Source organism: Alkalibacterium olivapovliticus (genome assembly GCF_003003275.1).
Taxonomy (GTDB): domain Bacteria; phylum Bacillota; class Bacilli; order Lactobacillales; family Carnobacteriaceae_A; genus Alkalibacterium; species Alkalibacterium olivapovliticum.
Genome location: NZ_PVTO01000005.1, coordinates 1 through 25,737, shown reverse-complemented (window position 1 = coordinate 25,737; position 25,737 = coordinate 1). Strand labels below are relative to the sequence as shown.

The 25,737-nt window shown below is 39.5% G+C and carries 23 protein-coding genes; 1 reads left to right on the top strand and 22 read right to left on the bottom strand.

The window, feature by feature from the left end:
• Nucleotide 1 precedes the first annotated feature (1 nt).
• The 22 genes from CLV38_RS03660 to CLV38_RS03555 all read right to left on the bottom strand — a co-directional run bounded on the left by CLV38_RS03660 (nt 2) and on the right by CLV38_RS03555 (nt 23,697).
• Entirely contained in the window at nt 2-475 is a 474-nt protein-coding gene (locus tag CLV38_RS03660) for a cell wall elongation regulator TseB-like domain-containing protein (RefSeq protein ID WP_106191670.1), read from the bottom strand.
• Nucleotides 476-557: 82 nt separating this feature from the next.
• A complete protein-coding gene (locus tag CLV38_RS03655; protein ID WP_106191667.1) occupies nt 558-3,362 on the bottom strand; it encodes a helicase C-terminal domain-containing protein in 2,805 nt (934 codons plus the stop codon).
• A 41-nt stretch (nt 3,363-3,403) separates the two neighbouring features.
• Nucleotides 3,404-4,615, bottom strand: coding sequence for a CCA tRNA nucleotidyltransferase (locus CLV38_RS03650; RefSeq protein WP_106191664.1), 1,212 nt, complete (start codon nt 4,613-4,615; stop codon nt 3,404-3,406).
• Nucleotides 4,616-4,665: 50 nt separating this feature from the next.
• Nucleotides 4,666-5,007: a nucleotide pyrophosphohydrolase gene (locus CLV38_RS03645; protein WP_106191661.1), complete on the bottom strand. Its 342-nt coding sequence runs from the start codon at nt 5,005-5,007 to the stop codon at nt 4,666-4,668.
• A 20-nt stretch (nt 5,008-5,027) separates the two neighbouring features.
• Nucleotides 5,028-5,597: a ReoY family proteolytic degradation factor gene (locus CLV38_RS03640; protein ID WP_106191658.1), complete on the bottom strand. Its 570-nt coding sequence runs from the start codon at nt 5,595-5,597 to the stop codon at nt 5,028-5,030.
• A gap of 44 nt (nt 5,598-5,641) precedes the next feature.
• A complete protein-coding gene (locus CLV38_RS03635) occupies nt 5,642-6,904 on the bottom strand; it encodes a tetratricopeptide repeat protein (RefSeq protein ID WP_106191656.1) in 1,263 nt (420 codons plus the stop codon).
• 116 nt (nt 6,905-7,020) lie between these two features.
• Nucleotides 7,021-7,569 carry a hypothetical protein gene (locus CLV38_RS03630; protein WP_106191653.1) on the bottom strand — a complete coding sequence of 183 codons (549 nt, stop codon included), beginning with the start codon at nt 7,567-7,569 and terminating at the stop codon, nt 7,021-7,023.
• Nucleotides 7,566-8,108 (bottom strand): hypothetical protein, encoded by a 543-nt coding sequence (locus tag CLV38_RS03625; RefSeq protein WP_106191651.1) that lies wholly within the window; start codon nt 8,106-8,108, stop codon nt 7,566-7,568. The genes CLV38_RS03630 and CLV38_RS03625 overlap by 4 nt, the downstream gene beginning before the upstream one ends.
• Nucleotides 8,101-9,174 (bottom strand): type IV pilus biogenesis protein PilM, encoded by a 1,074-nt coding sequence (gene pilM / locus CLV38_RS03620; protein WP_106191648.1) that lies wholly within the window; start codon nt 9,172-9,174, stop codon nt 8,101-8,103. The genes CLV38_RS03625 and pilM overlap by 8 nt, the downstream gene beginning before the upstream one ends.
• Nucleotides 9,175-9,213: 39 nt before the next feature.
• Nucleotides 9,214-9,966, bottom strand: coding sequence for a prepilin peptidase (locus tag CLV38_RS03615; RefSeq protein ID WP_106191646.1), 753 nt, complete (start codon nt 9,964-9,966; stop codon nt 9,214-9,216).
• A 63-nt stretch (nt 9,967-10,029) separates the two neighbouring features.
• Nucleotides 10,030-10,386 carry a type II secretion system protein gene (locus CLV38_RS03610; RefSeq protein ID WP_106191644.1) on the bottom strand — a complete coding sequence of 119 codons (357 nt, stop codon included), beginning with the start codon at nt 10,384-10,386 and terminating at the stop codon, nt 10,030-10,032.
• A gap of 245 nt (nt 10,387-10,631) precedes the next feature.
• Nucleotides 10,632-11,834: a type II secretion system F family protein gene (locus CLV38_RS03605; RefSeq protein ID WP_106191641.1), complete on the bottom strand. Its 1,203-nt coding sequence runs from the start codon at nt 11,832-11,834 to the stop codon at nt 10,632-10,634.
• 17 nt (nt 11,835-11,851) lie between these two features.
• A complete protein-coding gene (locus CLV38_RS03600; RefSeq protein WP_211295411.1) occupies nt 11,852-12,883 on the bottom strand; it encodes a type IV pilus twitching motility protein PilT in 1,032 nt (343 codons plus the stop codon).
• A 13-nt stretch (nt 12,884-12,896) separates the two neighbouring features.
• Nucleotides 12,897-14,522, bottom strand: coding sequence for a GspE/PulE family protein (locus tag CLV38_RS03595; protein ID WP_106191635.1), 1,626 nt, complete (start codon nt 14,520-14,522; stop codon nt 12,897-12,899).
• A 16-nt stretch (nt 14,523-14,538) separates the two neighbouring features.
• Complete coding sequence (locus CLV38_RS03590) at nt 14,539-16,062, bottom strand: pilus assembly PilX N-terminal domain-containing protein (RefSeq protein ID WP_106191632.1); 1,524 nt, start codon at nt 16,060-16,062, stop codon at nt 14,539-14,541.
• A 5-nt stretch (nt 16,063-16,067) separates the two neighbouring features.
• Complete coding sequence (locus tag CLV38_RS03585; protein ID WP_106191629.1) at nt 16,068-16,490, bottom strand: type II secretion system protein; 423 nt, start codon at nt 16,488-16,490, stop codon at nt 16,068-16,070.
• A 10-nt stretch (nt 16,491-16,500) separates the two neighbouring features.
• Entirely contained in the window at nt 16,501-16,929 is a 429-nt protein-coding gene (locus tag CLV38_RS03580) for a prepilin-type N-terminal cleavage/methylation domain-containing protein (protein WP_106191626.1), read from the bottom strand.
• Nucleotides 16,907-18,643 (bottom strand): sensor domain-containing diguanylate cyclase, encoded by a 1,737-nt coding sequence (locus tag CLV38_RS03575; RefSeq protein WP_106191624.1) that lies wholly within the window; start codon nt 18,641-18,643, stop codon nt 16,907-16,909. The genes CLV38_RS03580 and CLV38_RS03575 overlap by 23 nt, the downstream gene beginning before the upstream one ends.
• Before the next feature lie 310 nt (nt 18,644-18,953).
• Nucleotides 18,954-20,555, bottom strand: a complete 1,602-nt coding sequence (locus tag CLV38_RS03570) for a putative bifunctional diguanylate cyclase/phosphodiesterase (protein ID WP_170068803.1) — start codon at nt 20,553-20,555, stop codon at nt 18,954-18,956.
• 178 nt (nt 20,556-20,733) lie between these two features.
• Complete coding sequence (locus CLV38_RS03565; RefSeq protein ID WP_106191619.1) at nt 20,734-21,777, bottom strand: methyl-accepting chemotaxis protein; 1,044 nt, start codon at nt 21,775-21,777, stop codon at nt 20,734-20,736.
• A 6-nt stretch (nt 21,778-21,783) separates the two neighbouring features.
• Nucleotides 21,784-22,269 carry a hypothetical protein gene (locus CLV38_RS03560; protein ID WP_106191616.1) on the bottom strand — a complete coding sequence of 162 codons (486 nt, stop codon included), beginning with the start codon at nt 22,267-22,269 and terminating at the stop codon, nt 21,784-21,786.
• A 228-nt stretch (nt 22,270-22,497) separates the two neighbouring features.
• Entirely contained in the window at nt 22,498-23,697 is a 1,200-nt protein-coding gene (locus tag CLV38_RS03555; protein ID WP_170068802.1) for a DUF2254 domain-containing protein, read from the bottom strand.
• Between the two features lie 171 nt (nt 23,698-23,868).
• On the opposite strand from CLV38_RS03555, the gene CLV38_RS03550 reads away from it, so the two are divergent.
• A complete protein-coding gene (locus CLV38_RS03550; RefSeq protein WP_106191611.1) occupies nt 23,869-25,494 on the top strand; it encodes a methyl-accepting chemotaxis protein in 1,626 nt (541 codons plus the stop codon).
• The last annotated feature ends 243 nt before the right edge of the window (nt 25,495-25,737 follow it).

Below are 25,737 nucleotides of genomic sequence, written 5' to 3'. Positions count from 1 at the left end.
ATTAAATATTGTCGATCGTTTGGATCCATTCGCCTGTTCGCAGATCGATGACATAATAGCCTAAGCGATCATTTTCATTGCGGTAGCTGACTTCCCATATCGGTCGGTCGTCTATCATACCAATACGCGCATTGAGAATTTTAGCAGGCTCCCTTGCTTCTCTGGTCATTCGTATCGCTTCTTGTTCTGACAGCGCATTTTCTGCAGACAAAGAGGTGATTTGTCCACCTGACTGTTGAACGATGTATAGGCGGTTCTCTCCATCTTCATTCTGACCGGTTATCGTCAGGTAGGTTTCCGTACCATTATACCAGTAGAATTCCTCAACTTCGCTGAGGCTGGTGCGTTCAGCTACATATGCAATCGTATCGGCTCTTGCACGAGCATAGGGCTGACTGGACCGTTGATACAATACGGTTGATCCGACGATCAGTGCGCTCATCAAGATAACGAGTCCTATAATAACTTTTTTCACGTGACTCTCCTCATTCTATTTCCTTTGTCTTCAACTTCTCTAGTATAGCAAATGAGATTCAATAAATAAATAACTCGCTGTGTTATTCTTTATCTTCAATGGATTTAAAAAAGAGTTGGCTCTCTTCTATGATCGTTTCCAGGGGTTCTTCTTCGATTGTCAGACCAGTAGGCAGAGACTCTATAAAAGAAGAAGCGTAACTGGATTCAATAATACGTCTATCTAGAATAATCCAGATTCCTTTGTCTTTTTTCGAACGAATCAGTCGCCCGATGCCCTGTTTAAATTTCATCACAGCACGTGGAAGCAAGTCATGTACAAATGGATTCAAGCCTTCTTCAGTCAGCATCGCATGCCGATTTTTGACTAATGGCATATCCGGTGAATCAAAGGGCAATTTCGTCAGCACTACTATTTTGAGCTCTTCCTCTGGGAAATCGACCCCTTCCCAGAAGCTGTCGGAACCTAACACCACTACTTCCTTAGATTTTTTTACCTGTTTGGCTATTCTGACAGGTGTTCCAGAGATATTCTGAGCCAGTATCGTCTTATGATGAAGACTGGATTTTTTCTGCAGAATAGAGTAGACTGCCTGAATTGTCTCTTGTGAACGGAACAGAATCAAGGCATTTTCATGAGTGCCTTTCAAGATAGCTTCAATTTGACCAGCCAATTCTGATGCGTAGGCTGCCTTTTTTGAATGGGCTGCAGTATAAGTTTCCAGCGGCACAAAAATCCGACCTTGCTGACTGAAATCATATGGCGAGTCAAAAGTTGAATACTCTGCCTGTTTGATATTCAGTGCCTGTTCAATATAGAGAGTCGATTGTTTAACGGATAAGGTACTACTTGTCAGGACCAGATGAGGTACAGCATTTAACGTGTTCAGTATAGCCGTCTTGCTGTTCTGATCATATCGATAAAAAGTTAAGGTCTGCTGAGGGGATTTAGAATAAAATCGGCACCCTGTCAGACTCCCTTTCTGATTTTTAAAGAACAGGTGATCCAATGTTTCGGAGGTAAGCTGAATCCGGTCAAGCAGAACTTGCAGTTTCGTCAGTAAGCGTTTAGCTTCCTTTGATAAGGTTTCAGGCTCGGTATCGAGAGTAAGGGTCATCTGATTCCCAATGTATACCAGCTCGTCAAGCGTAGATTTCAGCCTTTTGCTGTCTTTCTTTATGATGAGAGGTAACGTGTTCAGATCAATCGCTTTTTCTTTCCATTCGACAACTGAGGAATCAAACGCCTGTGAGTAGTTGAACCAGTCGATCCATTGGGTGGACCAGTCTTCCCATTCTTCACTCAAAACGCTTGAAACAGATTCCAGGGTCGTGATCTGATAGGGTTTGATGTGCTGACTTTCCTGTTTAGACAGTTCGCTGATAAGCGTATCTTCTCTATCCACTGACCCAATCGTTTTCAAGTCACGAACCAGAGTATTTGCTCTTAAAGTAAGTGTGGCACTTTGGTCAATAATATCTGGGAAATGGTGAGCTTCATCCAAAATGATTGTTTCCGACTCCAGAATCGGATCTGCACTCTGCCAATCGGACAACAGAAAGGCGTGATTAGTCACAATGATTGAGGACTGCATCAGCCGTTTCTGTCTGCGCGACATAAACTCGACTGATTCAAATACCTCCATGGCACGCAGTTTCTGAGAGGGTTTGACTGCCTGCCAGAAAGGATGAGGTGTTCGCGTCCCAATACCTATTTCTTCCAAATCGCCCTCGGTTGTTTCCGTTAACCAGACAAGAATCTTCATGCAAAATAATGCCTCGGTATCTGTATCAGCCGTATTTCGCCATTTTCTGTAAAAAGAGGATAGTGACAAATAATGTGAGCCACTTTTTGCTAACGCAAAAGATTGACTGAAGTCCAGTCGATTGTTCAGGTAAGGCAACGTTTCTTCGACCAGCTGCTTCTGCAGAACTTTAGTATAAGTGGATATAATGATTTTCTCTTCAGGTGTTGCTAAGTAAAAGACAGGAAGGAGATAGCCGAATGTTTTTCCAGCTCCTGGAGCTGCTTCAATCAGCTGCTTACTGGAAGGCGTTTTTATTTTCAGATAATTGAATAATGTATTCATCATGGCAGACTGATTAGGCCTGTCTTCTAATTCGAGCTGCTTCAAAACAATGTGTTTGTCTATGTCGGTATATGGGTATACCGGTTTTTTTCTGTGAAGGATCTGTTCGTTAATGGGTTCAGGTTTTCTAATAGCCAAGCCTTCAACAACCATCAGTGAGTCGTCTAGGTCACCAGGAGCGTTTTTCATGGCCTCAAAAGATTCCTGGAAAAACAGATGCGTATCAGCTGTTGTCGCTCTTGATAGTTCAGCAAGGGATTCAACAGTTACCAGTGGCAATCTGCTGATCTTTTCATCTAATTTAGACAATAAAAAAACCGTCGCTTCTGCGTCGAATAAGGCATTGTGAGCTTGATTTAATGAATAGCCTAGAGAACTAGTCAGTTCTTTCAGCTGATAACTGTTTTCAGCTGGAAACAGGATCTGAGCCATTTGAACCGTATCGATTGCCGGAATCGTAAGCGGGGGCAAACCTGCTCTGACCAGACACTCATTTAAAAACTGGAAGTCAAATCCGACATTATGCGCAACGAATACAGTATCTTCCAGCAGCTGATAAACGATATGCGCTATGTCTTCAAAATAAGGAGCAGTCGCGAGATCTTTAGAACTGATACCTGTCAAATCACGAATCTTCCGACTGACCTTCCGAGACGGATTAACAAAGGTATCAAATGATTCCACGATTTTATTGTTCTTGACCAGTATACAAGCGAACTGGATCATGCGTTCATCTCTTCCGATACTGGCACCAGTCGCTTCAATGTCGACAACGGCGTAAAGCTGATCTTTTCTCATCTGTCCCCTTCTCTCTGAATCATATCTATCAGGTTCGTGAATTATATATACTTACTTTCTTTCAGCCATTCTAAAATAGCCTGCTGCTCATTTGGGATAGCTCCCAGGACAACGGCTTTCTCGGCCATACTAATTGCCTCACCAAGCCAGCGGCCGCCTCTGTTGTTGGTTTTTTCCATAATGATACGTCCGTTTATGTCCAGTTCATCACGCGACTGAATGGGGAGCGTATGGATCAGATTAGCGGCTGCCCGCTTATCACATGGCAGTTTCAGCAGCTCCAGTAAATCTTCCGTTTCCCAGACAATGGGCGGGGTAAACGTGTAGACCTTATAATGATTTAATGGGGAGTGATGGCGATACAGTATCAATTCAAGTATACGAGTGCTTTCTGTAATCAATTGATTGGACAGCTTCCAGTGTTTCAGAAAGGCTGCTCCTTCTTTGACCTGTTGAATACCCAGGAAATATAGGAGTAAGGCCCAGACATGGCGTTCTTTTTTTACCGGTCTTGGAAATAAGGAAAAACGTCTTAATGCAACTTTCCCATGACTCATTCCCGGACAATACTGATAAAGATTAGTGGTAAAAAAGGCTTCCATCCCCTGAAGGACATTTTGCCCCATTGCCATCTTAACGAATTCGACCTGAATACGTTCTACTGCTATGTTCTGTAATAAGTGGGCATTGACCACGATGGCATAAAACGTATCAGCTTCAAGCTGAAACCCTAACTGAGAAGCAAAACGGACCGCTCGCATCATACGCAGTGCATCTTCATGAAATCGCTCTTCAGGTTTTCCTACCGCTCTGATAATTTGTTCTTTCAGATCCCTTTCGCCATTGAAAAAATCCTGAATCACACCGTCATTGTCCATTGCAAAAGCATTGATGGTCAGGTCTCTGCGCTTCAAATCCTCTTTTAAAGAGCGCACAAAAGTGACCGAATCAGGACGTCTGTAATCTTGATACGTCGATTCGGTCCGAAATGTGGTAACTTCATAACTTTCATCGTCCATTAAAACCATTACAGTGCCGTGTTCAATTCCTACATCGACAGTTTTCTTGAAAAGGCGCTTGATTTCTTCCGGAAAAGCACTAGTTGCAATGTCCACATCATTTACTGCTTTTCCTAGTAACGCATCTCTGACACTGCCTCCAACAAAATAAGCTTCAAATCCAGCTTTTTGTAGAGTCTCCAGCACAGGTAATGCTTTCTTGAACTCACCTTTGATCGGTACTTTCATACTCATAGTGTCGGAATAGTTCAGCTGCTTCAGACTATTCCTTCTCTCCTTTATGTCTAACGTTCATCTGTCAATTTTCCGTCAGTGCGTTCAAAACGGTAGGCATCTCTATCATGAAACTTAGTCATGACCGTTTCAAAAGACTCGGACAAATCGATATCCAAGGAGTTAGCCAGACTGATCAGAACAAATAAAACATCCCCTAACTCCTCTTCCACCTTTTTATCCACTTCGGTTGCTTTCTTCTGTTTTTCGCCGTACTGATGGTTCACTTCACGTGCCAGTTCGCCTACTTCTTCTGTTAATCGAGCCAGCTGACCCAAAGGAGAAAAGTACCCGGACTTGAATTGGCCGATGTACTCGTCGACTTGTTTTTGCATATCTGTCATGTCAGTCATTTTGGTTCTCCTTTAAGCGGTCAAGATGATGAAACACTGTTTTCCATTTGATCTTCGATGGCTTTCAGTTCGGTTGCTAAGGAATAAAAATCATCCCGATTATCTGTCTCGAGAGCCCGATCGATATCTTCCAGTACTTGCTGACGCTGTTTCTGTAAATAAAACGCATCGACGGCTTCATCGACCTGTTCATCGATATCATGTCCCACACGGTCGTTCCATTTAGAGTAAGGATTATCTTCCAGTATCGCTACATATTCAGGTGAAAGGAGTGAATCTTGAAATAAAAGCTCGATATATAAATCTGTATGCCAGTTCAGTCTGACTTCATGAAAAGCCTGTTCAGGATGGTCAAATTCCTGTCCGTCTTTATAGAAACGGAAGGCTTCATCCTCTGTTCCCACGGTAGCCATTTTAATGCCGCGAGGAGTTTTGTCTGCTTCTTCGACAAACTTAGTCTTGTTCAACACAATGTCATGATTGAGTAAATAATTGAGTATCCACATCGATTCTCTGCGTTTCATCTGATATCTCTGTAGAAACCATTTGAGAAATTTCTTCTTATCTTTCAACTGTACGCGACTATACATGAAAACTCCCCTCCTTTTCTATGCTCATCTATAGTATACCAAAATTACAGGCTGTCTTCATACTTAATCCACTCAATGACTTCATCGTCATCCGGGTTAATTTTAATATAGCGTTTAGCAGTATTCAGAAAACCTTCTTTATCGCCGTCTTCTCTTAAAAAGACAGCATAATCTTTCAAAAACTCAGCATTTTCTGATAAATAAATAGCCGCTTTATCATAAAGTTCACGCGCATCTTCGAACAGTTCCTGCTCGTTGTAGGCAATCGCCGCATACCAGAACAGCTGAGGGTCTTCTTCTCCACTATCCAGTTTAGGGGTAAAGATTTCCAGCGCTTTTTCAAATTTCAACTGATTAAACAGTAATTGTGCGTACTCCAATGTGAGCGTGATATTTTCAGGATCAAGTTTGATTGCTTCCTGAAAATAACTATCTGCTTTTTCCAGATGTCCGAGACTCTTAGCTGCGTTTGCGCCCATAGCATAGAGTGAGGCATTCTGCTTGTCATAGAAAAGCCCTTCCTCAACAACTTCAAGAGCGTGTTTTTCGTCTGCTTGTTCAATGTATCCTTTACCTAAATAGGTATAGACTGTAGTATAACTAGGGTCTGCTTCTTTCACTTTAAAGAAATACTCGTTGGCTTTGTCATAGTCTTTTTTCTGGAAGTAAACCAGTCCCAGCTGGAACAGGAGATCGATTGTCTCATGAAGCTCAATTGCTTCATTAAAATAATCGATGGCAGATTCCAGATCACCAATGGCTGCGTAAGCATTTCCCAGGCGTCCATTCAAACTGGTTCCTGCGAATTCTGTCTGTTCTTTCAAAATCAGCTGTTCATAGTGTGCAATGGCTTCTTTGTATTTACCTGCTGTAAACAGAAGCTCTCCTAAGGCAAAGTCAATAACTGGTTCATCCGGCAGAAGTGTTTTCGCCTCTTCCAGTTTTTGCTGGGCAACTTCTGGTAATTCAAGAACCTGATAATAGTCAGCTGCAACCAGCAGTGCCTGTGGATAAAACGGACTGTCTTCTTTTATCTGTTCGATCCATTCAAAAGCTTCCAGTTCGTTGCCTTCTTCGATCGAAATTTCAGCAAGGGTCAATTTTAATCCCTCTTCTTGCGGATTTAATGCCAGCAAATGCTGCACCACTTGTTTGGTTTCGTCTAAAAACCCTAGATCATAAAGTGTTTCGACTAATGCAAATAAATCCTCATCCGGATCGTAGGCAATTGCTTTTTTTAATAAGTCATCAGCTTCTGACAGCTTCTCGTTTTGTAACGCTTCAATCATTTCACTTGAATACGACACGTTAAGATTCCCTCTTTTCCACCCTCTGTTTTCCCTATCTTATCATACATTGAGACCCATTTACTATATGAAAAAAACAGTTTAAACCCATGTCGCGGTTTAAACTGTTTAAGCTATTAGTTAACTGAAGTAACATGATAATACAAATCGATTATAAGACTTCCAGATAGAATATCCTCACTATCGCGCTGATAAGAAAATGTCTGACTGTTCCATAACCGGTCCTGTTCAGACAAATCTGAAAGCAGACCTCGTAAACTTGCGGCCGAAGTGCTCTCCATATCGATTTGATAAGTCGAGGTCATAAACAGATCACTCAAACCTTCAACGGGCTGCTGTTCATTCAATTGAGACATCTGTAAAAGCCTGACATCATTTGATTCGGCGATTTGTTCGAGCATAACGATTGCTTCATTGATACGTTCACCACTAGGAATGAATTCACTTGAGTTCGCGTATTCTTCTTCCAGTTCTGTCCGCAGGGTATCTGAAGGCGGAAAGGTATTCAACAGGACTTCCTGGTCAGTTACCAGTTGAGAGGATGTGTCTGCGGTAACTTTTACTGGTTCAATAAATAGACGATTACCATAGTAAAATAAGGCGACCAGTACCATAAGAAGCGTCAGCAGGATAAGAAGTGATTCTCTATTCCATTTTAATGTCATTCTGCCGCCACCTCTCTCAATAAAGCTTCATTTAGTTCAAGCGTCAGATCGATCAGAACCGTCTCTTCTTCCTGAGTCTGCTGTTCAAGACGAATCAAATTGACTCGACTGATATACGGAATCTGTTCCAGATCAGCTATGAGTTCACTGCTATCGTCTATTCCATTATGGTCGACTTGAAGTAACACTTCATTCGTTACAGTCAATTGAAAAGAAACAACGACTTCTTCGTCATCTGAGATAATGCCTGCAATATCTTCTGTTAAGAATACAATCGGATAGTGTTCGTTTTCCAAGGCAACTATTGCCTGATTGTTTTGAACAGTCATTTGCTCGATCTGTTCCATTTCTCTGGACAAAGCAACTTGTTCTGATCGCTGTTCTAAAATCTGAAGGTTGGAAGCATCTTGACGAGTATGAACACCATGCATGATTACAAAATATATACTAATGACGATTACACCGACAAAGAAAAAGAGAACCATGAAATGAGGCAGGACATTCCGTTCTTTTCGCTCGAAGAAATTTAACTCAATCATTTGCAACTTCTCCCTCACTTAAATCTTCTGTCTCATTCCTCATTGACTCTTTTTTTAAGAAATTTTTAGTTACTTTATCTGACTTGTTCTCCTGTTTGAACAGCGTTGCCTTTTTTTTATTTTCTTTCAAAGACAAGCCATATAAAGCAGCATCCGCCTGAGTCAGCCCTGCTGGCAAATCCAGGGAATGAATTGTCACTGAAAACCGGTCATTCAGCAGGTCTTTTAATCGGTCCAGATCCGGGAAATAGCCGGACAAGACGATATTTGTAATACTGCCTTCGCCATCCATAACAGAGTACCGATAAAACTCCATAAAGCGTTCCAGACCATTTAATTGTTCTTCCAAAAAGTCTGCCAAGTCACTTTCGGCAATCTTCCACTCCCATTTCCCTTCTTTAGTCAGGTTCCAGGCATCTGTCAGACGAGTCGAACGGGTGTGTCTATTAAATTGAGGAATGCCTTTATGAAAAACCATAATAGATGTATCGATTGGGTTCCACTGAAGCATCATAATATGAGCGTCTTCGGAAAAGGTAACTTTACTTTGACTGGACAGCACACGGTACATACACAGTGCAGAAATATCAGCCACTTCAGGCTTAAGCGATACATTCTCCAATAAACTCAGATAGTTTCGAACCTGATCCCCTGGGTAGGCAGCAATAAACACTGTCTGGGTTGTTTCATCCTTGCTGATGACCTCGAAATCGATACGCGGATCATCGAAAGGCAATCGTATAGACTGGTTGATATGTAAATGCAAATAATCTTTGATCTCGTTATAGGACAATTGTACTGGGATTTTTTCTTCTCGGATCGTTACAAAATCATCAGGTAAAATGATCGAGACTTTCGCATTTTTCCATTTCTTTTCTTTAATAAGCGAATCCAGTCTGGCCTGAAGTAAAGACACATTGGTCACTTTACCTTCCTGAATAATAGCGGTATCGAACACCAGTTCATCTTTCTCTACGATTAGTTTCTTAGAAGCATCCATAACAATGTATCGGATACTACGTTCCAGAAATTGAATCAGTAAAATCGGTTTACTTTTAAATAACATTTGAATTCCTCCAAAAAGAATCAATGAGTAAGTGGGTGTTTAAAATAACGACAAGTACCAGCTGATGATTTGTTCACCAGTAAAAAAGACAGTCAGAGCAGCCAGTCCAATATACGGACCGAACGCGATTTTTGTTCGTTTACCAACTTTCTTGACCCGCATAGTAATCAGTCCACCCAGTGTTCCATACAAAGTGGATAAAAAGAACAACAGCAGAAACTGAATTGGTCCAAATATGAACCCAAACAAAGTGAAGTATTTTAAATCGCCTATCCCCATTCCTCCTCTAGAAACCAGTATCACCAGAAATATAAGAACAAAAGCTAATAAGGATCCCATTAAGGTCAGCCAGAATGGATCTAGAGGAAAAAAGAAGCGATAAACTAAAAATAATGGCGTGAAAAACAACAGCAGGCGGTTAGGAATTTTTTTGTAGGCCAGATCAGATACTGTGATCGGAATAATCAGGCTGACAAGCAAAAGACCTAAAACCAGTTGATGGCTCCAGCCGTATTGCCAGTAGCTTAGTACAAAAAGAATGCCTGTCCCCAACTCCATTAAGGGATATAAAATGGAAATCGGTTGGTGACATTTCTTACACTTCCCTCTTTGCACCAGATAAGAAAAAACGGGAATCAGTTCTGTCCATGTCAGCGTTCGCTCACATGTGTCGCAGTAAGACCGGTTTTCTTTAAACAATGTCTTATTGGGGACGCGTAAACCCACCACATTGAAAAAAGAACCGAATATCAGTCCATACGTGAAAAAGATAAAGCTCAGTAATAGTTCCATTTTGTACTCCTATGTAGTAAGAAAGACCCTTGGGTAGGGTCTTTCGAATGATTAACTATTTTGTCACCTTTCAGTGATGTCGTAGGTATAAGCATCACCATCGCCACCACTTCTAGTTACAGTAATAGTATCAGATAAGTTTTCACTGTCTCGTACCTCTATATATCCACCAGATTTTAAAGTCCCCACGGTTACACTTCCACCATGCGCTTCATCAGTAGTGGTAAAATACAATCTAGCAGCATCGATTACTAGTGCATCTTCTGCTTCATTTGCTCCACCTTGAGCTCTGTCAATAATGTTACCTATAGCAGGGATTGCGATAGCAACAATTATTCCTAAAATAACGATTACCGCCAATAGCTCAACTAGTGTGAATCCTTCTTCTTTATTCATTAATTGCTTGATTTTGTTTCTCATTATTATTCCTCCTATAAATTTTCGTTCTTATGCATAAAAATAGTAAAATAGGATGAGCAGGTCTTGAAATATGTAGTTCATCTAATCCTAATTCAAACTAAATTAGTGCACAATACGTGTTTGGGATTGTCAGCAGACTGTTATAAAGCCTTATTTGATAAGCTTTACGACAATTTACTATGATTGATTATAACTTACTGTTTGTGAAATTACAATCGTTCTCGTTAATAATTCATGAATATTAATTAAAATGTGTCAAATAAACTGAACATAGGAACCACTATCGACAGCACTATAAGCCCCACTATTACTGCTAGAAATATAATCAGGACAGGTTCGATCAGCGACTGCAGTTTATCGGATGCTTCTTCCACTTCTTGGTCATATACACCAGCCACTTTACTTAACATTTCATCCAAAGATCCGCTTGACTCTCCTACACGAATCATCTGAATAATCAGTGATGGAAACACCCAGTGCCCTTCCATAGGTTTTGCTAGAGACTCACCTCTTTCTAAAGACGTTTTAGATTCAAGTAACACGTCTCTGACTACACGATTTCCCACGACACTACTCGTTACTTCCACTGCCTGGAGAATCGGGACCGAACTGTTCAGCAAGGAACTAAGCGTTTGTGTCATACGTGCCAGTACTGCTTTCTGAACAAACGATCCGACAATAGGAAGTTTAAGTACCATTTTGTCTAGTAAATAAGCACCCGTCTCTCTTTTTTTAATCTGAACAAAGGCAACTGCCAGACTCAGCAGTAGTCCGATAAATAGCCACCAGAACTGTTGAATAAAGCCACTGAATCCTAATACCATTTGCGTGATAAGCGGTAATTCTCCACCAAACGAGGAAAACAAGTCTCCGAAAATCGGAACGATAAAGACCAGCAAAAATACAGTAATGATAATTGCGAAGGAGGCAACGACGATTGGATAAGTCAGTGCAGTCGATACCTTCTGTTTGATCCGATACTGCTTTTCAAAGTAAGTCGCCATCCGGTTCATGACATCTTCCAGCTGACCACTGATTTCACCTGAGTGGATCATCTGAACCAGTAATTCAGGGAACAGCTTCGGATACTTTTTCATCGAGTCAGATAAGGCTATGCCTTCTTTAACTTCGACTGAAATAGTCCCTAGAGCTTCTTTTAAAGCTTTACTGTCTGTCTGTTCAGCCAGAAGATCGATCGAATCGATCAGCAGAATACCAGCCTCCAATAACGTAGAAAACTGTCTTAAGAACAGGACAAACTCTTTCTGCTTGAGCGGTTTTCCGATGTAAATATCTCTATACAAAAATGAGTTCAAGGGCTCAACTTCAAAAACGATCAGGTTCATTTGAGCCAGCTCTATGACTGCAGCTTTCTTGTTGGTGCTTTCAAGTCTGCCCTTTAGAACTTTTCCTTCAGATGTCTTAGCCTTATACGCATACGTAGCCATATTTTACCCCCTCTTGATTACTTCCCACTGATATAAGGGAGTAATTCCATTTCGCTGATCTGTTTCTCAGCAATCAGCTGCTTCATACTCATTTCCATTGTATGCATTCCCTGATCTTTGGAAGTCTGCAGAACATTTGGAATCTGGTGCATTTTTTCATTTCGAATCAGGTTTTTAATTGCCGCATTGTTGATCAGCAGCTCAGTTGCGGCCACACGGCCAGGCAGGTTCAAAGTAGGGAATAATCTCTGAGATAACACTCCCAGGAGAACATTGGCCAGCATTGTCCGTACCTGATTTTTCTGATGAACTGGGAACACATCTATAATACGGTCGATTGTTCCGGTCGTATCCTGTGTGTGTAACGTACCCAATACCAGATGACCCGTTTCAGCTGCGGTAATGGCTGTCTGGATTGTATCCAAGTCCCTTAACTCCCCCACCAAAATCACGTCAGGATCCTGACGCAGACTTGCACGTAGACCGTCTTTAAATGATAATGTGTCAAAGCCTATTTCTCTCTGCTCAATAATAGACTGATTATGGGAGTGCAGATATTCAATAGGATCTTCAAGTGTAATGATATGGCGATTCATTTCTTTATTCATATAGTCGATCATTGAAGCCAGTGATGTACTTTTTCCACTTCCGGTAGGCCCCGTTACTAAGATAAGACCGTGGGTTTTTTTGACCAGCTCTTTTAATTTTTTTGGAATGCCCAGACTGTCGATCGATGGGATATCTCTGGGTATCACACGAAAAGCCAGGGAAACAGCACTACGCTGATGAAAGATGTTAACTCTGAATCTGGACACACCCGGTATTCCATAAGATAAATCCACTTCTCTTTTTTCTTGAAGCTCGTCCCACAATTTATCGGTCAGTATTGCCCGGGCCATTTCGATTGTATCATCCGGCATAAGTCTACCTTCTTTTTCAGGTGTCAGTTTACCGTTGATTCTAAATATAGGAGCGGATCCTGCAACCATGTGAACATCTGATGCTTCCAGTGCATTTGCTTTTGTCAGTAACGCATTTAATTTTTCCATTATGTCAATCCTTTTATTCGTCAGCTGAAGCGACTCTTAATACTTCATCTAAAGTAGTTTTTCCTTGCTTAACCTTTTCTAATCCATCATCTATCAGGAAGCGAACGCCTCTTTTCTTGACGTACGTTTTGATCTCCTGCATTGTTGCCTGGTTCATCATCTGCTGCTTCATCTCGTCATCAACAACGATGAGTTCATGAATAGCCATACGTCCGCGGTAACCAGTATGACGACAGCGGTCACACCCTCGACCAATCGTCACTTCGTCAATTGTCTGACTTCGTCTTTCGAAAACATCTTTTTCGATAGGACTTGCTTTTCTTGTATATGAACAGTCTTTACAAACCGTTTTAACTAGACGTTGAGCCATTACACCACTCAGTGAAGAAACGACCAGATAAGGTTCTATTCCCATGTCAAACAGACGAGGAATGGCCTCAATTGCACTATTAGTGTGAAGGGTACTAAATACTAAGTGACCTGTTAAAGATGCACGAATACTGATGTCAGCCGTTTCTCTGTCTCTTATTTCTCCGACCATTATAATATTGGGGTCTTGTCTTAATATTGAACGAAGGCCAGCAGCAAATGTCAGGCCGATTGGTGCATTAACTTGGACCTGATTAATACCTTCCAGCTGATATTCAACTGGGTCCTCTACAGTTACAATATTGCTTTCCGGACTGTTTAATTCGTTTATGGAGCCATATAGCGTGGATGATTTTCCTGAGCCGGTCGGTCCCGTCAGCAAAATCAGGCCTGCTGGCTGCTTGATAAGTTTCTCGTAGGCTCTCAAAGTATCGTCCTGGAGTCCTATATCCTCAATTTTTTTAAACACATTGGACATATCCAGAATACGAATAACGACTTTCTCGCCAAAAACGGTCGGCAAAGTTGAAACTCGCAGGTTTACTCTTTTCTCCATAACATCCGTACTGATACGGCCATCTTGAGGTAGACGAGTTTCAGTAATATTAAGCCCTGCCATAATTTTAATACGCGCAACTAGTGAGTTCATCAGCGTTTTAGGTAATGTTCTATCTGTTCTTAAAACACCATCAACTCTATAACGGACACTGACAGCACTCTCTTTTTGATCTAAATGAATATCTGACGCATGCATCGCTACACCCGTTTCGAGTAACTGGTCAAATATACGAACCGCAGGCGCATCTTCACCTTCAATGTCTTCAATAGCCACATCGTTACTGTCATAAAGTCGATTAATAGTCTGAAGGATATCATCCTTAGCCGCAATAACAGGTTGCACAGTATAACCAGTGGACAGTTCCAGATCTTCTATGGCATAGAAATCCAAGGGGTCATTCATTGCTACAATCAAACGGGTATTTTCTCTAGATATTGGGAGCAGTAGGTTGGATCGTGCAAAATCTTTCTTAATAATATCAATCAGACTCTTATCAATGGGATATTGATAGAGAGACACACTTTCAAGTTTTAATTGGATTTCCAAGACATCAAGTAATTGTTTCTCTGTTATGTATCCTTGATCAACTAGAGCATCTCCCAGTTTCTGATTATTTTTCTTTTGCTCGATTGTTTCAACGATTTGCGTTTCGGTTATAAGTCCCGCTTCTTTTAATAAATCGCCTACTTTTTTTCGTTTAGTCTGGGCCATGAGAACACCTTCCTTATTATCTTCGTTCTATGATCGGATTCGCTTTAATGACATCCTCCGGCGAAGAAGTATCTTCCTTTACTGAATGATTCAAAAATGGAAAATCATTTAATTCATAGGGCTTATATTCAATTGTTGCGCCACCACTAATATTAAACTTATTGGCGAGCACGACACCAGTAATTTTTCCATTAGGTGCATTAACAGTCGCGTTAGGAGCATATAAGAGGATATTGTTAGACGACCCTCCACTAATAGTGATTGGTGCGGAGGCTCTTGAAAAAATTGACCCAGTTATATTTCCCGATGCAGTCAGTTCAAGTTCCGCCCGGTCATTGAAAAGAGAGCCATTAATAGCTTGAGAACCGGATAAAGATACCTTTGAATTCCCGAAATAGAACATGTTCATCTGACTCAGTTTACCTCCACTATTAATTGTACTTCCGCCTCCTAGGGTGATACTATTAGTTACGTAAAAATTAATCTGCCCTTGATCCGTTATATTGATTGATCCTTGAGAAATATTTAGATCTTTAACGATTATATTTATGGTCTTATTATTAGTCTTAAGATTTAATTTATAGTTCGAACTAATATTTACAGTATCAATATATATATCCTTAGTTAAATCCATTGTATAGTCAGCCACCAAATAATTATTTACAAAAACACTATTATTCCTTTGGACATCATGTCTGTTGCTATCTCTATTAACTGTTCTATTTTCAATTGGAGAAAAATTTGAAATGGGAGGAACAGCAATATTTTCTATAGCTTTATTATATGCACTCCAATCATTAGTAACTGAATCTACTCTCGTTCTATTTTTAAAACCTTGAATGATAGTATCTCCACTAATTGATTTATAAATACTATCATTTACTATAGGAACAAATATGTTTGAACTGTTAGAAGTAACTGTACCAGAATTACTTATCGTAAAAGAACCTGGCTGGTTGGACTTCAAATAGATATCGCCAATTATATTCCCATTTGTAAAGCTGATATCGCTGTTAACAATCAAACTTGCATTGGCTGGCAAAGCAGGCAGCCCACCTAGTGTAGTTTTTTCTACCCAAGTCACATCAAACATTTTTTCGACTACCCTATTCTTATTATCGACTTTTCCTTCAGATATTAAAGTATACGTTTTGGTGTTACTGTTTTCTCCAGGTTCAACCTTAATACTGACTACAGCTTTTGGAGAATCACCAAACTGATTACTGAATCCATCAATTGTTTTACCGTTGATCGAACTCGAAGTCGAATCTATTTTCTGAAAAAAACTGGCCTGATTAGAACTATCATCATAGGCACTTAACACAATCGATTTCATCTCTTCGTAAGTCTGATTAATACCCGCTTCAGCGATGTAATAAGCAGAAGTCGTATCCCGGTTCACACTGCTGAGTCTAAATCCGCCAATCGTGATTGCACCTAATGATGCGCCCAGAACAGACAATACCAATAGAGTCATTAAAGCCAGTATCAATCCGCTGCCTTCTTCATTCTGGAAAAAATAAATCTGTGTATGCTTCATGCTTATCACCTCCTGAAGTATATGGTCGTTTCATACTCTTTTGACTGGTTTTGCCTGTTATCTGTGCTTGAAATTGTTATGTGTACCCCATCTGGAAGCATTTCTGGGACAAATCTTCCAACTCGATTTGATAAAATTTCACTATTTCTTGTAAGAGTAGAATTACTGAAAGTATAGGTTATGTCATCCGCTCTCAAAGTGGCACCTTCTACTGTGACGACCTCAGCACTTCTTACATCCCTTGAAATCATAGACAGACTATACCTCAAATCATTTGACTGACTGGCAGATTCTGTCTGATTAATAAACTGGCTCTGACCGAAAATATGGACCGATCCTACCAGTAAAATAACAACGGACAAGAGGGCTATACTTGCCAGAAGCTCAACTAACGTAAAGCCTTCTTCACTTTTTTTCCATAGTTTCATTATAGATTCCTCATTCGAATGCAAGTCTGTTCTCGAGTAAAGCTTGTGTAGAACCGTTTTTTCTGACTGTTACTATTATAGTGTATAAATTATCTATGTTAGCAGCTGAACTACTTGTCCTGACACTAGTTTCTATATGATAGCCGTTTTCGGCAGAACGTGTTTTGATCACCTGGCTGGAATTACCTTCGAAATTATCCTGGTTTCTTAATTCCTCAATAGTCAATGTTTGAGAATAATGAACCATCAATTCCATCTCTTCCTGAGCAAGGAAAGTTGCTTCATTGATATCACTGGCTCTATTATTCGTACGAGCACCTTGGATGAAAAAAGACAGAAAAGCAGTCACGATAATCGACAGGATAGTTATCGCTGCCAGGAGTTCAATTAGGGTCACACCTGATTCTTCATTCAATTTAACTGGTTTCTTTAACTGCATTCTGATAACTTCCTTTTTTTGCGATCGTTACTCGGTTCCGCCCTTTTTGTTTGGATCCGATGTACATGGCTTTGTCAGCTGTTGTAATCAGCTCGTCCGCTTCTCTAGCATCTTCAGGGTAGGTTGCGACACCTAAGCTCGCTGTAACAGATACACTACTGCTCGTAGTGTTTTGAATCGACTGGCTTATGGTAAAAGAATGACGGTCAATCTGATTTCGTATACCTTCTGCTAGTTCCCCGGCTTCTTTTTTAGAATATCCGGGAAGAAGCAGGACGAATTCCTCTCCACCATACCTTGCAACTAATTGATTCGAAATAACGCTACTTTCAAGTAGCCGTGCAACTTGTTTCAGTATTTCGTTACCCGCTTGATGGCCATAAGTATCGTTCGTCAGTTTAAACCGATCGAGATCCATTACAATCAGGGAGACAGATTCTAAAGATCCAGCTAATGCTTCTTCTAATTTCTTGGAGAACCCTTTTAAATTAGGTAAGCTGGTAAGATAATCTGTTTCACTGTTCAATTCTAACTGCTCATAATAAACAGCATTATCCAAAGCTACTGCAAAATATTGATGAAGTATCTTAATCAGAGAGACAATCATATCATTGTACATATTTTTCGTCCGATGACTGAGTAAAATGAGTTCTGTCACTTCATTATTAGACAGGACGGGAAGAACAAGCGCACTTTCAGCAGGATACGTGATGTCATTTATGCAGTATTTTTTCCAGTCAGATGATCGGCTAAAATATAAAATATCTTTAGCCCATGTGGCCTGCTTCAAGATAGATTGGTTATTTACCAAAAATGCTTCTTTCATCGTTTCTATCCCTTTTGTCTCCTGATAAACAACGATTCGATGTAATTCTTCTTCTGGTGAAACTGTGAAATAGGATAAAGCATCTACTGGAAAAATTTGGGCAAGTGATTTTACATAAGTCTCAATGACTTCACTGCGCCTCTTTTTCTCAGTCAGATTTTTAGCCAAACTATTTACTTTCTTTAAATATGTACTGTTCATCTTACTTTTGTAGAAGAAATTCAGACCAAGTGTGATGGTTACAAATGGGATTGCACCAATCAAAGCGCCTATTATACTTAACTCTTCAACTAAATAAATTAGTATAAATGACACGGGTACCGTGAACAGGCAAGTAATTATAGAAAATTTCAAATGACTATCATACAGTTTTATTTCTTTATTTCTGAAGTAATAGCGACTGATAACGTATAGCCCCAATTGGTTTCCGATCAAATGAACGAACATATAAATAACCAGTAGAGTCAGACTATGATTATAAAAAGAAAGTGGGTTTATATATGGATTTAAGAGATAATAAGACCCAGCAGATAAAACTGATAATAGTTGAAACATTAAAAGGTTTAGAGGATACCGGTAATGTTCATCTGCTTTTATATTTGACCGAATCATTAATGCTATTAGAGCAAGAGTAGTTAAGACCAGTTCTGCAAATAATCCGAATAGGACAAATGTAGACAGTGATACGCCATTAATCAAAAATAAAATGGTATCTTCTGTCTGAATGGGATACAAAGCCACAATGATACTAAGTACGACAAAAATACTGAACTCAATCGTCATAAAATCAGGCGTCTCAGGCGAAAAGTGATATACGATGTAAAACAGTAAAGGCGAAAAAACTAGATAACTTATCCAGATCAACCTTTTTTTCAGTGTCGAGATCATCTACCATCCTCCAGTAGCAATTGTGAATGCTTTATCATAAAATTCTCATTATTGTTAGTTTAGCCTTTATTAAATTACTAGTCAATCCTTTCCAATTTAAAGTAAATTGTGAACTAATCTCATATTGCCACGGTTTTAAAACGATACCATTATATTGTATCCATTTATGTTAATTTAGTGTTATATCACTTGTGTGAATACTATTCCCGCAATAATTTGTTCACATTACAGTGCATAAATGCTAAAAAAATCTCAACAAAGATGAAGAAGATTAAAATAAAATCTGTAGTCATACTTTATTGAGATTTTTTTAGTTCAAGCCATCTGATAAACTTAGGTGCGTTAATTTAGATACTTCAGCTGGCAGGACTGGTTTGCTGTAATAATAACCCTGCCCGTACTCGCAGGCGTTTTCCTTTAAAAAATTGGATTGTTCAAGGCTTTCAATGCCTTCTGCAATAATTTTAAAATTCAAACTCTTGCCCATTTGTATCATGGTTTTGACTAATGCTGCTGTATTTTCCTTTGACACAACGTGGTCAATAAATGATTTATCTATCTTCACGATATCAATCAGAACATTATTCAGAACACTTAAAGAGGAATAACCCGTTCCAAAATCATCAATCGCAACATTGATACCAATACTATGCAGTTCTCTAATGACGCCATTAGCCTGTTCAACATTCTGCATAATACTTTCCGTGATTTCCACTATGAATTGACTGGCATCGACCTCATATAATTCCAGCACATTTTTAATGCGTGTTACAAAGTAAGGATCCTCAAACTGTAGGGCAGAAACATTGACAGCAATATGTAAAAACATTCCCTGTTTTTGCCATTCTTTTGCTTGTCTGACGGCTTCATAAATCACCCAGTATCCAATTTCGTTGATCATACCGGTTTCTTCAGCTATTGGGATAAATTCACCTGGTGACACTAAACCGAGTATAGGATTTTCCCACCTAAGTAGCGCCTCCACTCCATAAATCTCACCATTCGTCATTTCAACTTTCGGCTGGTAGACCAGGTACAATTCATTATTTAAAAGGGCTTCTTTCAGTCCGAATTCTATGCGTCTTTTACGTTCGATTGCGGCAGCATCATCTGTCATGAATAAATGATAATTATTTTTTCCAGAGTGTTTAACTTTGTACATAGCGATCTCAGCTTGTTGGAGCAATGCCTCCATATCCTGAGCCGTTTCAGGATAGCGGCTGATCCCTATACTGGCAGTCACATAAAAGGTGGAGTGATTAACTTTAAAGGGTTTTGTAAACAGATCAACTATGTCCCGCCCTATCTGCAAAGTTTGTTTTTCATTCACACCATCAACAAGAATATAAACCTCGTCTTCACTTTCTCTGGCGATAACTGCACGGTCACCCAGTAATGTATGCAATCGTTCAGTAACTTTAATCAAAACCTTGTTACCTGCATCACGTCCATGAAGCTCGTTAATTATCCTGAAACGGTCAATATCCAAAACGAAGATAGATACTTCAGCAAAAGAATCTTTGTTAGTATGAGCAGTCAATTTTTCTTTAAAGTCTTTCATTAATTTTTCACGATTAGGTAATTTAGTCAGCATATCAAAATATTTGATCTGGTTTATCTGGTGCTGTTTTTTCTGAATTTCTTCCTGAAGGTACTGTTCCTTTTTATTACCTGAAAAAAATGTCTGTTTTATTGCCGATACCCATTTTTTAACAGATTGTCTTCTGTTATTCCCGTCTGGATATTTAAAGGGGTCACTCACGATCGAGTAAACATGAGCTGGCTTGAAGAATCGTCTGGTCAAAATGTAAACGAGTCCTAATAGTGCTATTGCCATCATGTATTCCAGCAAAGATTGGTAATTTGGCTGGAGAGTACTTATATTCAAAAACCATCCATGGGTGTTTACCATACAATTCCGTGCTCCTTTTTCATAATGTAACCCAACTTCGATTACATTATGCAAGTTCATTACGAGAAAAGCCTTATCACTAGTCTATCACAACATGTAAGCAGAACACTCTGAAATAAGACCGAAAAAATAGTTTATTTTTAGGACTGTAAGATATAGTTCACATTAATTCAGAGTTTTATTCAATTATAACTTTTTCCAATTCTTTTACTTGTCCTGTGATATCATGAATTTCGTTCGAAATCAGTGAAATATCATTTGCCGTGGAGCCAGTAGATGCTGAAATCTCTTCAGTTGTTGAGGCATTTTCTTCAGAAGATGCTGACAGACTCTGCATAATATCAATCAGCTCATCCGTTTTAACTTCCATTTTCTGACCCGCTTCAGCGACTTTAGAAATAACCGTTTCTAATACTAAAATAGCTTTCGACAGTGAATCGAATTGCTTATTCGTATCATTTAAACTGCCTTGTTGTTCTCTGGTAATATCTCTAAGATTACCAACTGCTCCAACAGCTTCTTTAGTTTGACTGGTTAAGTTGCTGATGACTTGGACAATTTCTTCATTAAATAGATGAGACTTTTCAGCCAGCTTTCTTATTTCTTCTGCTACAACAGCAAACCCTCTGCCTTCTTCACCCGCTCGTGCTGCTTCAATTGAGGCATTGAGCGCCAGCAAGTTCGTTTGTTCAGAAATGCTGGCAATTTCTGTTGATGCCGCTTCGATTTTGGAAACAGATAGTGAAGTAGATTGAATCATTGTTTCAATTTCCTTAACATTATCAATACTTAAATTAGTATTGCCCGTTAAGGAGGTTAAATTCTTCATGCTGGATTCCCTTAACTTGCTTGCTTCATGAGTCTTTTCAGTTAATTTAATCATGTGCTTTGATTGCTCTTTCAGCAAAGACCCGAGATCATTGACATGAATAGCTCCATTCTCAGTATCTTCCGCCTGACTCGATGTCGAACTGGCAATATCCTCTATTGCACGATTGACTTCGTCTGAAGCTTTTACTATGGAGGCACTCGTTTTATCAAGTGACTGTGCACTATAGCGAAGGTGTTCGATTGTTGATTGAGCTGCTTTAATAATGGTACTCATGTGATCAGTCTGAAATGCAGAATGTGCGGATTCTTCTTCTATTTTTGCTATCAAACGTTCTCCACTTGAGACCACCACGTATCCTGCAACAATGGCGAATAGATAAAGGACGCCCATGATGCCCTATTCCAATGTATCAGTTATCATTGTAAAGTCTAAACTGATGATTAGTCCAAGGTTTACCAATCCTAAAATTCCCGATAACACTAATACTTTTTTGTCCAAGTAGAGCAATGAAAGGATTAGGTATAAAAAAAGTACTGTCCAGGCCGAACGAGTATGTAAAGTTATGTTAATGGCGATTGGTAAAGTGTACATAAGAAACACTGTAATAAACTTTCCTGATGTTTTTTCACCAAGTAATCGATAGGATACATACATGAACGTACAGATAATTGCAGTATATAAAACAAACGACCAGAAATTCTCAGAAGGTATCCAACCCATCATAGAGAAGAGATAGACAACTGGATAAGCACTCATCATCATTCCCATTATTAAATAGGTTAATACTTTATTTGCCTTATCATTAAATAGATCTTTCATACTCTTCTTCTTTGTAGATGCTTCACCAATTAATTCACTTGCTGGAAATACAACTGACTCCATCCCTATCACTCCTTGTATAGTCTACCTAGTTATTACTATCGGTTATTTCTCCTGATTATTAACACCTATTTTTCAAAAAAAGAACAAACAAAAAAAGGTAGATAGTTAACTATCCACCTTTTGATTGGCTAATCTCCAACTCTATTCTGTCTGCCTGCAAGTATTGTCTGATTACCTTCATAATCTTTCTCAATAATTCTTAAATCAAATGACTCTTCGAAATTTTTTTTAGTCATAATGTGCTGTATAAGCAATTGTCTTGACTGATTCAAAGAGCGCATGTACTCCGGATATATCTTTCTGCATATAAAATACCAGTTGCCAGTACCCTCTATACAAACCTTCAGAAAAGTCGTTATACCGATAAAAGACCGTTCCTTCGTATTTTTCTGATGTTTCCTCTTGCTCTAAGGGTTCGTCAGACTGTTTAATGATGACGTACTTGCCTGGTAGAGAGGCTAATCTTTTTTCTAATAAAGCCTTATAATGCAGTATATGGATAGCAGTATTCGGATCATTGATACCTGGAGATACTGCTCTCAACGCAACTTCCGTTAACTTGGAACGGGCATAATCCGGATCATAGAGAGTTGATTTTTGTTCTTCATAACTCAAACTTCTATTAACCGATTCAGTTAATTGGTCAAGATCCTCTTGCTTCTGGTTGGTTTTAATTTCAGCAACAGGCTCTTCTTCTGCCACAAAATGGCCAACGCGTATATAGACTTTTATGAGAGCTTCTGTTTTCTGGGCACCTTTTTTTAGCTCTTCAAAATCTATGTGCTCAATATAGGCACTTTGAACTGCATTAATGGTATAAGTATATAAGAATTCTACTTCCGGCAAATGTTTAACCGTTTTGTATGCCTCAAAGCGCTTGACATAATCGTCATACACTTTGTTCGCATCAGAATAGAGGTTATGAATCAGTTTTTCCAGCTGGACAAATTGAGAGCTTGAGTAAACAAAGCGTGTAAACATAATAACTGATCCGAAGGCGTAAAATAAAGCGACTGTGGCTGAGATAACAAGAAATTCATCTTCTGAACTTCTCATGAAAAAGAGTGAAGATAAACAATAGATGAATCCGCCTAAGAAGATACCCAGCGTCTGCATGGAGGTTTTATTTAGTAAAAAGTTTTCAATAGCTCTGGGACTGAAATTCGAGGTATATAAAGTAATAATGGTCAGCATCGTCGCAAAGGTAAAAGTAGCGACAGAGAACAATGATCCTGCTAATAAGCTAAGAATCTCTCTGGCCAGATTCACACTAGTCAACGTCCAAGTCGGGAACTGATCAAGTACAGGAATCACTCGTGTATCCAATGAGATCACAAAAACTGCCAATAGAAAGGAAAATAATACACTTCCTCCTAATGTTACCCAGATTTTAGTCTCTTCTATATTAAGGTTCCATTGTTCAATCATAATAACCCTCCATCTGAACATATCAGTCTGCATTAAATACTGTACATCATTAGTATACAGTTATTTTTGAATAAAATGGTCCCTATTGCTTAATCATTTTACTGATGATCCGATAGTAAGGATACTAAATAACGAGCGTTGTTTAAATTTAGAACATAGAGGATTGATTGAATGAATAAGAATAAATTAATGATTGGACTGGCAAGTATAACATTTTCTTTGACGATGCTTGTCCAGGGGTTTCATCGGTTAAACATATTGGGAGAACACGATCACACTGGTGCAGCTGAAGACTTGGCAACTTTTAATCTCCCCTCTTATTTCACTGCTGTAAACAGTCTTTTTCTAGCACTTCCCTTTATCTTACTGACCTTGTCCTTTATATTGCATATAAAACGTCCTACTTTTAAATACCTTCCACTACTAGTGACATTGACTTTGACCTTTTCTATTATCAGTATGATAATGGGGGGGAATGGAGCTGTTGAATACCATTTCGGCATTTTTATGGTACTGGCCACTATGGCATACTACAATTCAATCCAACTCGTCATATTAATGGCCGGATTATTTGCTTTCCAGCACTTACTGGGATATTTTTTCCCTCCAGCAACTTTATTTGTATACGGACCAGGTGACTATTCATTCTTGATGGTTGTTATACATGCAGTGTTTGTTGTATTGACATCTGGAGCCGTTATCATGCAGATCATATCAAATAAAAAACAAGTGAAAGATCTGGAAGCTATCAATTACGCCAGCGAGCAGACGATACAGTCAATTATTGAACAGCTGGTTGGCACAAGTAATCAGGTAGATGCAACAGCACGGAAATTAGCATTTAACGCCTCCTCTACTCAGTCCAGCAGTGAAGAAGTCAAACACTCAATACTGAAAATCAGAGATGGATCCAAGAAACAGGTTACTCAAGTGCTGAACAGTCAAGAAATACTTGACTCCTTCTCGAAAGCAATTGAAGAGATTGAATTGAATTCAAAAAACATTGTCTCTTCTTCGAAATTGATGACCACTGAATCAACCGAAGGATTCAAACTGGTCGAGCAGACAACCGAGGAAATGGGTAAGCTATCAGAAGCTTTTAATCATGTGAAACAGATGGTTTCCTCTCTGGATTCTCGTTCCAAAGAAATCGATAGTATTATAACAGTTATTTCATCAATATCTGAGAAAACGAATTTACTGGCATTGAATGCAGCTATAGAAGCCGCCCAGGCCGGTGCTGCAGGAAAAGGATTTGCGGTAGTTGCTGAGGAAGTCAGAAAACTATCGAACCAGACAGATGAAGCCGTCACAAAAGTCGCCATGATTATTAAAACGATCCAGTCTTACAGTAATCAGGCAAGTGAATCCGTGAGTTTCGGAGAGACCAAAATGGCTGACAGTATATCGAGCGTCGCTGAGACTGAATCAAAATTCCAGTCCATACTGGAAGCCGTACAGACGTTAGACCGGGATATTACAAAAACTGCTGCAACCTCAGTCTCCATCTCCTCCAGTTCCCAAAAAATAGTGGAAGCATTGGATCTGATGCAGGAAATTGCAGAGGAAACAGCAGATATTACCGATACGACTGATGAACAGTCAGTCAAACAGCTACAACTCATTAAAGAGACGACAGAAATTGCCCAGTCTTTGAGTGTTGAAGTGGAGAAACTGAATCCACTGATTAATAAACTTCAAGGAAGCACAATTGAAGAAAGCGAAGTTGAATCAAATACGTTAATTAAACCTAAACGATTCGGACACAAGAAAAAGACAGCTGTATCTCCAGTTTAAACGTTCATAATAGACAAAAGACTTCCTGCGCTATTTGGCAGGAAGTCTTTTGTTGCTTGTGCGCCCGGCATGGGCGATAACTTGGTGGTGAAAGTCCACTACAGACTTGGCAGTAGGAACTGTTAGCGAAAGACAAGGGTGTCCGCCGTGAGGCGGAATCTGAAGGAAGTCGGACGCAAATGCTTGCACTGACGAACAGAAACTTCATACCAAGGCTTAATAGAACGGATGAGCTTGCAAGAC

Coding starts and splice junctions, on each gene's coding strand:
- CLV38_RS03565 (WP_106191619.1), bottom strand. CDS start 21,777: ATGGGCGTCCTTTATCTATTCGCCATTGTTGCAGGATACGTGGTGGTC.
- CLV38_RS03570 (WP_170068803.1), bottom strand. CDS start 20,555: ATGGTAAACACCCATGGATGGTTTTTGAATATAAGTACTCTCCAGCCA.
- CLV38_RS03555 (WP_170068802.1), bottom strand. CDS start 23,697: ATGATTGAACAATGGAACCTTAATATAGAAGAGACTAAAATCTGGGTA.
- CLV38_RS03630 (WP_106191653.1), bottom strand. CDS start 7,569: ATGACATTAAAATGGAATAGAGAATCACTTCTTATCCTGCTGACGCTT.
- CLV38_RS03650 (WP_106191664.1), bottom strand. CDS start 4,615: ATGAGTATGAAAGTACCGATCAAAGGTGAGTTCAAGAAAGCATTACCT.
- CLV38_RS03600 (WP_211295411.1), bottom strand. CDS start 12,883: ATGGAAAAATTAAATGCGTTACTGACAAAAGCAAATGCACTGGAAGCA.
- CLV38_RS03615 (WP_106191646.1), bottom strand. CDS start 9,966: ATGGAACTATTACTGAGCTTTATCTTTTTCACGTATGGACTGATATTC.
- CLV38_RS03580 (WP_106191626.1), bottom strand. CDS start 16,929: ATGCAGTTAAAGAAACCAGTTAAATTGAATGAAGAATCAGGTGTGACC.
- CLV38_RS03575 (WP_106191624.1), bottom strand. CDS start 18,643: ATGATCTCGACACTGAAAAAAAGGTTGATCTGGATAAGTTATCTAGTT.
- CLV38_RS03560 (WP_106191616.1), bottom strand. CDS start 22,269: ATGGAGTCAGTTGTATTTCCAGCAAGTGAATTAATTGGTGAAGCATCT.
- CLV38_RS03610 (WP_106191644.1), bottom strand. CDS start 10,386: ATGAGAAACAAAATCAAGCAATTAATGAATAAAGAAGAAGGATTCACA.
- pilM (WP_106191648.1), bottom strand. CDS start 9,174: ATGTTATTTAAAAGTAAACCGATTTTACTGATTCAATTTCTGGAACGT.
- CLV38_RS03605 (WP_106191641.1), bottom strand. CDS start 11,834: ATGGCTACGTATGCGTATAAGGCTAAGACATCTGAAGGAAAAGTTCTA.
- CLV38_RS03595 (WP_106191635.1), bottom strand. CDS start 14,522: ATGGCCCAGACTAAACGAAAAAAAGTAGGCGATTTATTAAAAGAAGCG.
- CLV38_RS03645 (WP_106191661.1), bottom strand. CDS start 5,007: ATGACTGACATGACAGATATGCAAAAACAAGTCGACGAGTACATCGGC.
- CLV38_RS03550 (WP_106191611.1), top strand. CDS start 23,869: ATGAATAAGAATAAATTAATGATTGGACTGGCAAGTATAACATTTTCT.
- CLV38_RS03590 (WP_106191632.1), bottom strand. CDS start 16,062: ATGAAGCATACACAGATTTATTTTTTCCAGAATGAAGAAGGCAGCGGA.
- CLV38_RS03655 (WP_106191667.1), bottom strand. CDS start 3,362: ATGAGAAAAGATCAGCTTTACGCCGTTGTCGACATTGAAGCGACTGGT.
- CLV38_RS03625 (WP_106191651.1), bottom strand. CDS start 8,108: ATGATTGAGTTAAATTTCTTCGAGCGAAAAGAACGGAATGTCCTGCCT.
- CLV38_RS03585 (WP_106191629.1), bottom strand. CDS start 16,490: ATGAAACTATGGAAAAAAAGTGAAGAAGGCTTTACGTTAGTTGAGCTT.
- CLV38_RS03640 (WP_106191658.1), bottom strand. CDS start 5,597: ATGTATAGTCGCGTACAGTTGAAAGATAAGAAGAAATTTCTCAAATGG.